Below are 9,272 nucleotides of genomic sequence, written 5' to 3' on the forward strand. Positions count from 1 at the left end.
GCAAATAGTAACGGCGATCGGTAATGTGATTGTTAGGTTTCAGCAAAGTGTAATCGATGCCGATCGCGCAGTGGTGAACTTGCTGACACGGCAAGTAGTGGCGGAGGGTAATGTTGCTTACAGGCGAGGGCAGCAAGTCGTGCGCGGCGATCGCATGGAATACAATTTAGGTTTAAACTCAGGCGCGATCGCCCAGGCCAGAGGCGAGATTTTTATCCCCACCGCAGGTTCCGATCTCGCCCCGACATTGCCCACAGACATTAGTGCGGGCGGGCTTTTAGACGAACCCCTCAGCGATCGCATTCTCAGCCAGCAACCCGTGCGCGGAATTAGGGCAACTCCCGGTGCTAACGTTGTGATTGGGGGGAGGAGAGGGCAATTTTTCACCTTTCCGCAAGTCGTCGGTACTGTTAACCGGGTGCGGTTTGAAGCTGAAAGGCTGGATATTTTACCCGATGGCAGTAGGGTAGCGACTAATATTCGACTGACTAACGATCCGTTTTCGCCGCCAGAATTTGAGATCAGAGCCCAACGGGCGGTAATTAGGCAGATTTCGCCTACTGCACAAGAATTAGTAACAACTAAGCCGCGCCTGGTTTTTGACCAAGCGATTAAAATACCTATATTTCCGCAGCGGCAAGTATTTGATAGCCGCAAGCGGAGTGGCCCTTGCTGGACATTTGGCTTCGATGGGGGCGATCGCGGTGGATTGTATGCTGAATGTTCCTTGGATGTATTTACTGGGGGGCCAGTGCAACTGAATGTTACTCCTCAGTTTTACATTCAGAGGGCGATCGAGAAACACGATAATAACCCTTTTTTCCCAGACAACTACGGGATGAGGGCCAGCTTGAGTGCCGACTTGGGCTCGCGGACAAAACTGCAAGGGACAGCGCAAGTTCTCAACTTTGACCAATTCCCCAATCTTGACGAAGAAGACTTTCGGGGTAACTTGCGGTTGCGGCAATATGTGGGCAACCACACGCTAACGGGAGAATACAGCTTTCGCGATCGCTTATTTAACGGCAGTTTGGGATATCAAAGCGTCCATAGTAGCGTTGGCGCAGTCTTAGCATCCCCCGTCATTCCCTTGGGTGACAGCGGCATCAATGTTAGCTATCAAGTTGGCTATCAGTTTATCAATGCTGAGAGCGATCGCCCCGACTTACTCCCCCTCTTCCGGCCCAATAACCGCATCGATCTCAACCGCTTTCAAGCCAGCATCGCCGTCAGTCGCGGTTTTAACCTGTGGAGTGGGCAACCTTTACCTCGCACACCGACACAGGGTTTGAGGTACACAGCTAGGCCAGTAGTTCCCTTCGTACAACTGGCATTAGGAGTCAGAGGCGTTACCAGCATTTACAGCAACGGCGACTCCCAAAACTCCCTTGCTGGTAGTATTGGCATCCAAGGGCAATTTGGTCATTTCGCTCGCAGATATTTAGACTACACTGCATTTAACGTGACTTACACGCAGGTAGCACGGGATGGCCTATCGCCATATTTATTCGATCGCTTAGTGGATTTGAGAATCCTCTCCTTTGGAATCGTGCAACAAGTTTTTGGAGGTTTCCGAGTTGGATTTCAGTCAGCGATTAACTTAGAAAGCAGTGAAGTTATCAGTACAGACTACACTTTGGAATATAGCCACCGCACCTACGGATTGATCTTGCGCTTTAACCCGCAGCGTCAAATTGGCAGTTTTACTTTTCGGATCAGCGACTTCAACTGGCTAGGTACTCCAGAACCTTTCTCCGGCGTGCGAACTGTTGAAGGAGGTGTACGGCTATCAGATTAGTTAATTGTTAACAGTTAACTGTTAACAGTTAACTGTTAACTGGTAATTACTAACTACTAACTACTAACTACTAACTACTAACAATTAACAATGACAGATGTTACCGCTATATCTGCACAGGCAGCGTCTCTGCTGGTTCACTACAGTTTTGACATCAGCGGGGACACAGTTGAGGAATTGGTGGGTGAATGGTTGACCATTTACCCGGCCTATTGGTTGCGTTTAGCAGTCGTTGAAGCCCTTTATCAAGGGCGCTACAAAACCGTTTCTGTTGAACACTTATTAGCTATGTGGCAGCGGCGCGGTCAACCTCTCTATCATTTCAACCATGAATTTGAACGTTTAGTTTGCAGCAGTTTTCCGCTGGATTCGACAGTTGAGGAAGAGGCTACGCAGCCCCAAGAAGAGATAGATTTACCAGGGTGGGAAACTCCGGCTGCCTCTGAATTACCTCCCCGTCAATCCCCTGTTTTGAATCAGGTAAAAGAGGAAGAGGAAGGAGTAAGAGTTAGCAAGTCGGGTGGTGAACTTACTATTTTAAATTGGACGGGAGAAAGTACAGAGTTTTCTTCTAATCGGGAGGCTATAAGTGAGTCTAATTCTGAGGAATCTGATAATAGTAATGAATTAGGAGATGTTGATTCAGCGGCTCATCCTGTGAAGCATACTGACTTTTATACTAAGTTAAAAGCAGTTGCAACAGAGGCCAAAAGGAAGAATGAAAGAGGGTAATTGATAATTGGTAATTGCGGAGAAATTTTGTGCGATCGCTGTAAGGGTGAGATGTGAAATAACTGTAAATTTATATATAGATAAAACTTAACTTTAGGAACAACTATATTTTGGTAAGAAGAAACTTATCTTTAGATGCGAGTTCCGCTAACTGCGCTCGCAAATCCTTGCGAAGATTCTTCTGCTGTCTGTTAGTTAATCCCTGGGGAACTGATTTCTCATCAAGTCCTGTAATTCCAGAATGCCCATCAGCGCCAAGGCGACTATCTCTAACACGCCGCTCATTGCTTTCATCAAAAAGGTAAACCCAGATAACATCTAACAAGTTAGAATAGACACCTTCCCCAGAATTTCCTTTAATTTCACAAATTTGATTAACTTTAAGACGAAGAACTAATTTCCGAGGTGAATTGTCTGCAAGGAATCGGTAGGCTTGCTCAGGTTTTGTAAGAGCCTCAACCCAAACGCTGAGGTGGGGTGGAACTGAATCTTTATCGTCTGACGACAGAGTAAATTCATTGGATAAGTCCAGTTGGATAGCTGAAATATTAGCCTTTTCTGCAAAATCTTTAGGTAGTTGAGCAAGCCGAAGGACACAACAATCTTTGGGGACTGGGGTTAAATTAGATCCAACTGGGTGCATTCTGAAAAACTTATTTAATAAAGAGGGAAGCTTTGTCCAAAATATCAGTCGAAAAAGCCTGTTCAAGTGTGGTATCCTCTCCCCAAACCTGACCATTGTTTCTATTACGGTAGAAAAACTCAATCTCACCAGTTCCGAAAATTTCACACTCAAAGTAGTGTTCAGCTTTTGACCAGGTATACATGAAGTTATCTCTTGAACCTGGGCAAGCATCAGGAACTTCTAAATGCAGTCCTTTTACTTCAAAAAGCTGACTTTTTAGGGTTTCCCATAGTGACCAGGATAGATCAATTAATTTTTCTGAAAATTCTACCTCTCCTGTGACTCTTACCTCATTTTTTAGTGAGTCAAGATATAATCTAAGCCCCTGAGAGCGTTGTTGATGAGGATTAGTAGCCCCTACCTTTTTGCGCGTGCGGGGTAAATTTTCTGGTCTGTTACTTATTGGATAATGACCTGGATGCGTAGAAGAATGATTATATAGAGCTATTTTGTGGCTGTCATCTTTGGCTTGCTGTTCAATATCGCTATGGTAAGCATAACTTCTCCGAACTGGAGGGTAATGCCAATAACTTTTAACTTCAGGATTTCGATACTTAGCCGAAGTCTTTGCCAGTAAAGGAGCAGAATTAACTGTTATGATATCATTAGTAAAATTATTTTTTTTTCCTTCAGTTTCTAAGATTGTTAAGGTACTGCCTTGATTTTCTATTTCTGGAGCTTTAAATCGAGGTTTAGTCATAGTCATTGGTTTTACCCTCTCCGCTTCCAAATATCTATCTGGATTTTTTCATCTGTTAAATCAGTAAATGCCTGTACAATCCATTCATGTGCCACATCAAACCAACCTTGCATTGAATCTACAGAATTATAACTGCCAATTCCACGCACAGTTAACTGAAATAAAATAGTTAGATGGTTGTTAATAACCAAAGTCCTAATGGAGATATGTAATCTCCCAAATTCTTCTGGCAAATCAAAAGTAGTAGTCCAATTAATATTTTGAGGTTTGGGAAGAAATCGAGATGAACTTTTTTGCCATTTAAAATCAGGGAAAATTTTTCCTATATCCTCAATAGTTTCCCAGACCTCTCCTTGGGGTAATTGATTAACATAACTTAGTTCGTATTGACAGCTCTGCACTTGACCTAAATCAGCTTCTTTGAGAAAGGAGTTAAAGTTCATTAAATGCTCTTGAAATCCTTCGATCAGATTCCCGTATCTCGGATACTCGCTATCCGCACTAACTTTTCTCCAATTATGAATCAGCATATCGCGTTGGATTTGAACTACTTTTGTTTCATCAGAGCTAATAAACCATACCCTTGGTAAAGGAAGAATGTTAGTAAATTCAAACTCAGATTCAACATCCTGATTATTGAAAACTTCCATACTTGCTGCTATGGGAGCAACATCGTCACACAACGGATAGTCAGGTTGAAATCTTTGCCATAACAAGCCAATATGGGGAGTAAGTAAGGCTTCGATAGGCTCAAACAGAACGCCGCAAACCACCTCACTAACAGGTGGTTGGTCATAAGATACCAATTGCTTAGTGTCCACGCTAATTGTCACGCTGTCTCCTCTAGTTTCCTGAACAAGCTACTCCATAGATTTATACTTTAATTTCTAGTTTAACCCAGTATGATTCAGTCGAGTAATTATTTAACAAAGCCGATGGCGGGATTTGAACCCGCGGCCGACCGATTACGAATCGGTTACTCTACCACTGAGCTACATCGGCACAGACAATTATTAATTATAACACAAAACTAGAGAAGAAGACAAGAAAAAAGAATCTTGCCAACTTCCCCAACCACCCCTAAACCTTCAATTCCCCATCCGTAGGAGTCGAATTCTTCGCTCCCGAATAAACCAAACCCCGCTGCATATCCACAGTCAACATCGTACCGTCCCGAATCACCCGCGTCGCATTCTCCACCCCCACCATCACAGGTACACCTAAACGCAAACCAATAATCGCCGCGTGAGAAGTCAAACTCGCCTCCTCAGTCACCACACCCGCCGCCTTGCGAATCATCTCCACAAAATCAACACTCGTATTCCGCACTACCAAAATTTCACCACTGTGGAAATCCCCCACATCCGCAGCAGACAAAGCCACCCGTGCCCGCCCGCTTACCGCTCCCAAACCCACACCAGTACCCCTACCCAGCACGGCCGTCACCACCTCAACCTTAATTAAATCAGTCGAACCAGCCACCCCTTGCAGAGTACCCGCCGTCATCACCACCAAATCCCCATCCGACAACAAACCCTTCTCCTGAGCTACGCTAATCGCCGATTGAAAAGTCTGACCCGCCGAAGGCAAATCTAGCACTAACAACGGCTTCACACCCCACACCATCTGCAACTGTCGCGCCACATCCACATGGGGAGTCACAGCCAAAATTGGAGTTTTCGGCCGAAACTTGGACACATTCCGCGCCGTCGCCCCCGTCTTCGTCAGCGTCATAATCGCCTGCGCCCTCAATTGCTCAGCAATTTGGCTCACCGCTTGACTAATCCCATTAGGAATCGACCGGCCCGTATCTTCCACATTCGTAACATTGCGACGGATATCTTCCTGTTCAATCCGCACTGCAATTCTCGCCATCGTCGCCACAGCTTCCACTGGAAACTTGCCAACGGCCGTCTCGTTCGACAGCATCACCGCATCAGTACCATCAATAATCGCATTCGCCACGTCCGAAATTTCAGCGCGAGTCGGGCGAGGATTATTCACCATGCTATCTAGCATTTGAGTTGCAGTAATCACCGGAATGCCCATCCGATTAGCAGTAGCAATCAACCGCTTTTGCAAAATCGGCACATCCTCTGCTGGCAATTCCACACCCAAATCACCACGCGCCACCATCACACCATTACACAAAGCTAAAATCGCTTCCATTTGTTCGATCGCTTCGTGCTTTTCAATTTTCGCAATCACCGGCACCTGCTTACCAGCAGAAGCAATCAGTTCTTTAATTTCCAGTACATCTTGAGGATTGCGAACGAAAGAAAGCGCCACCCAGTCTACACCCTGATCCAGACCAAACATTAAATCCTTACGGTCTTTATCAGTGAGTGCCTTAATTGATAAATACACTCCCGGAAAATTAACCCCTTTATTATTAGAAAGCGGGCCGCCAACCACAACACGGCAATACAATTCCCGTGCCACTCGGTCTATTTTCTCCACTACCATTTCCACCTTACCGTCATCAAGTAAGATTGATGCTCCCTCCGGCACTTCATCTGCTAGGGGTTCGTAGGTGATCGAGGAAATTTTCTCAGTACCGGGGACTAAATGGCTCGTGAGAGTAAATGGGTCGCCCTTTTGAAGGATAATCGAGCCATTTTCAAAGCGTCCCAGGCGAATTTTCGGGCCTTGGAGGTCTAGGAGAATACCAACCGGCTGATTGAGCTCAAAGGATGTCTGCCGGATCAGGCGAATACTTCGCTGGTGATCTTCGTGAGTCCCGTGAGAAAAGTTGAGCCGCAAAGTAGTTGCACCCGCTTCGATGAGATCGCGGAGCACTTTTGGGTCAAGAGTTGCGGGGCCAATAGTGGCGACAATTTTAGTCCGGCGGTGGGAATTTTGCAGTTGCATGAAATCAATTCGCGAGGCAGATGGCTGAGAGGCTTTAATTTTGGCTATCCCATTATTTACAATGCGGCTAACGCCAATCTAAAGTAGTCAGGAATTTTTAAAGTCAGCAGCAGCATGGGCATTGCCACTTTACCAGATATAACGCGCTTGTTATACCTATTTGAGAATAAGTGTTTTTTAGCAACGATCGCCCTCCCAACTTTTGAGACCATTTTGTTGATTCCTAAATGCCAGAGTTGCGATCGCCAATCGGCCCTAGTTGCGGAAGTTATCGGGATTGAGTCGCGGCCCCGGTTGACTCCGCAAACCGCCTCGCAGTCTCGCACCTGTACCGCCGTCGGCCCGATCTAGGAAAGGTCGCAAGTAGATGCTGTCACTCTGAGAATTGCGCCTGTTTCTGGGTGAATCTACCCCTAAGACTCTTTCGATGATTCTGCCAGTATTCCCATCTACGAAGGTATTTACACCTTCAGTAGACTGTCCGCTGTCGGCGACGGTGAGGTTTTGGAAGACGCGATCGCGCGTTAACTTTGGATCTTCTCCCGGCGGTACTGTCAGCACAATCCGACAATCGGGATTTTTTTCTGTAGTCACGCAAATCACGCTATAACCGTTTTCAACTCCTGTTCGCAGTTCATCTAAGCCATCGGGTCTGTAAGATTCTAAACGCCTGCTAATCTCACCGCATCGGCGTTCTGACGACCAACCGCCGCCTAGATCGCTGGGTATTGCCCAAGGGTAAGATTGATTGGGTTGGCTCTGAGGATGATACATTACAGTATTTTTCCCATTGTCCAACTCGCAAGTAAACCGGGGTTCGCTGACTGTCTTGGTGTCATCGTCAGGGGTCGGCGACTCATCCTCAGCAGTTGGGTCAAGCGGGTCACTTGTCGTTGCATCTGCATCTGAGGGTTCCGCAGCTACCCGTACAGGTAAATCATTTTTGATACTGAGTGAGTATCCGAAAGCACTGCCGGTAGTCAGGAGTACTGACCCTGCTGCCAAACCCAGTATTTTCCAAAGGTGCGATGCCAATAGCTTTGACGGCATAAAATTATTCTCCTCGATCAAAAGTGTTTGCTGTAGCGGTTCAGGTTTCTCCCGCCAAGTCGTAATTTCCGAGGCGGCTCTTGACAAAAATCCCAATGCACCCACTTATTTTATCTGTAATAACATTTAGCTCTCAAGAATTCCATCCCCTGAGCGGGGTGGGAGTGTCAAAAAACTTTACTGTTGGGGGTTTGTATCCTATACTACCCAAGGATGAAATATTAAGGAGTACAAACAACAATGTCGGAGCCCCGGCGGTCACTGACAGTACCTAAAGAGTTTCTGAGCCCTCCGGGTGATTTTAATCCAACGCTGCTGCTGTTTTTGAGCGCAGTAGCCATCCTGGGCATTTCTAATGTAGGTTATTGGTATTGGGATTGGCCCGATTGGTGCTGTTTTTGTCTGAACGTGCTTGCCTTACACATGGCAGGAACAGTTATACACGACGCTTCGCATAATGCAGCACATCGCGATCGCATAGTTAACGCTATTTTAGGTCATGGTAGCGCCTTGATGTTGGGCTTCGCTTTCCCCGTATTTACGCGGGTGCATATCCAGCATCACGCTCATGTTAATGACCCCGATAACGATCCCGATCATTTTGTTTCCACTGGTGGCCCTCTGTGGCTAATTGCTGCTAGATTTTTTTACCACGAGATTTTCTTCTTTAAACGTCGCCTGTGGCGCAAATTTGAGCTGTGGGAATGGTTTTTCAGCCGTTTATTTGTAGCGGCAATAGTTTATATTGCGATTCAATACGACCATTTAGGTTACGTCCTGAATTTTTGGTTTTCCCCTGCCTTAGTAGTAGGTTTGGCTTTGGGGTTATTTTTTGATTATTTACCGCACCGTCCTTTTCAGGAACGCGATCGCTGGAAGAATGCTAGAGTTTACCCCAGTCCAATTTTGAACATCTTAATTTTAGGACAAAACTATCACCTAATTCATCATTTGTGGCCTTCCATTCCTTGGTATAATTACAAGCCAGCTTATGAAGCAGTCAAACCTCTTTTAGATGAGAAAGGATCGCCTCAAACACTAGGAATACTAGGAGGTAAAAAGGACTTTTGGAGTTTTATATACGACATTTTTTTGGGAATTAGGTTGCATCATAGCAAAACTTCTGATTAATTAACTAACAAAAACCCGGCTTCTTAAAAAAGCCGGGTTTTTGTTAGTCCTATTTGCCATCCAGAAAGTAGATTGGGTAGAGGAACTAAAAGCAACGCCAAGGTTATAACAAGATTTTTTTTAATTGGTATAAGAAACTGTACAACTCATTTAGACGTGCTATAAATTAGGGCTTGCTGAATAAGTTAGAAAAAATCGCGATCGCGTAGCCAGCCGCAGCCATCGCACTTGATGGGCAATTCAAGCTCGGTCAAACATAACTTTTTGTTGACTATAACTTGCCCAAGTATAGCTTTTAATAATCA

General features: G+C 45.4%; 9 protein-coding genes and 1 tRNA gene. 3 read left to right on the forward strand and 7 right to left on the reverse strand.

Features of this window, described 5'->3' with window-relative positions:
• Together PN499_RS03045 and PN499_RS03050 are read left to right on the forward strand one after the other, a co-directional pair.
• Positions 1 to 1,798, forward strand: a 1,798-nt coding sequence (locus PN499_RS03045; RefSeq protein ID WP_272030217.1) for a DUF3769 domain-containing protein, incomplete at its 5' end; no start/stop codon positions are given.
• Positions 1,799 to 1,888: 90 nt separating this feature from the next.
• Positions 1,889 to 2,530 (forward strand): hypothetical protein, encoded by a 642-nt coding sequence (locus tag PN499_RS03050; protein ID WP_272030218.1) that lies wholly within the window; start codon positions 1,889 to 1,891, stop codon positions 2,528 to 2,530.
• A gap of 103 nt (positions 2,531 to 2,633) precedes the next feature.
• Here PN499_RS03050 and PN499_RS03055 read toward each other — a convergent pair whose 3' ends face one another.
• The 7 genes from PN499_RS03055 to PN499_RS03085 form a co-directional block, all read right to left on the reverse strand.
• Positions 2,634 to 3,173: a hypothetical protein gene (locus PN499_RS03055; RefSeq protein ID WP_272030219.1), complete on the reverse strand. Its 540-nt coding sequence runs from the start codon at positions 3,171 to 3,173 to the stop codon at positions 2,634 to 2,636.
• Between the two features lie 10 nt (positions 3,174 to 3,183).
• Positions 3,184 to 3,921, reverse strand: coding sequence for a hypothetical protein (locus tag PN499_RS03060; protein WP_272030220.1), 738 nt, complete (start codon positions 3,919 to 3,921; stop codon positions 3,184 to 3,186).
• Positions 3,922 to 3,926: 5 nt separating this feature from the next.
• A complete protein-coding gene (locus PN499_RS03065; RefSeq protein ID WP_272030221.1) occupies positions 3,927 to 4,748 on the reverse strand; it encodes a TIGR04255 family protein in 822 nt (273 codons plus the stop codon).
• A 97-nt stretch (positions 4,749 to 4,845) separates the two neighbouring features.
• Positions 4,846 to 4,917, reverse strand: a tRNA-Thr gene (locus PN499_RS03070).
• A gap of 78 nt (positions 4,918 to 4,995) precedes the next feature.
• Positions 4,996 to 6,786, reverse strand: a complete 1,791-nt coding sequence (gene pyk, locus PN499_RS03075) for a pyruvate kinase (RefSeq protein WP_272030222.1) — start codon at positions 6,784 to 6,786, stop codon at positions 4,996 to 4,998.
• Positions 6,787 to 6,842: 56 nt separating this feature from the next.
• Positions 6,843 to 6,998 (reverse strand): hypothetical protein, encoded by a 156-nt coding sequence (locus PN499_RS03080; protein WP_272030223.1) that lies wholly within the window; start codon positions 6,996 to 6,998, stop codon positions 6,843 to 6,845.
• 43 nt (positions 6,999 to 7,041) lie between these two features.
• Positions 7,042 to 7,941: a COP23 domain-containing protein gene (locus tag PN499_RS03085; protein ID WP_272030224.1), complete on the reverse strand. Its 900-nt coding sequence runs from the start codon at positions 7,939 to 7,941 to the stop codon at positions 7,042 to 7,044.
• Positions 7,942 to 8,076: 135 nt separating this feature from the next.
• On the opposite strand from PN499_RS03085, the gene crtR reads away from it, so the two are divergent.
• Positions 8,077 to 8,967, forward strand: coding sequence for a beta-carotene hydroxylase (gene crtR, locus PN499_RS03090; protein ID WP_272030225.1), 891 nt, complete (start codon positions 8,077 to 8,079; stop codon positions 8,965 to 8,967).
• Positions 8,968 to 9,272 lie beyond the last annotated feature (305 nt).

It is taken from the genome of Kamptonema animale CS-326, assembly GCF_028330895.1.
GTDB classification, from domain to species: domain Bacteria; phylum Cyanobacteriota; class Cyanobacteriia; order Cyanobacteriales; family Microcoleaceae; genus Kamptonema; species Kamptonema formosum.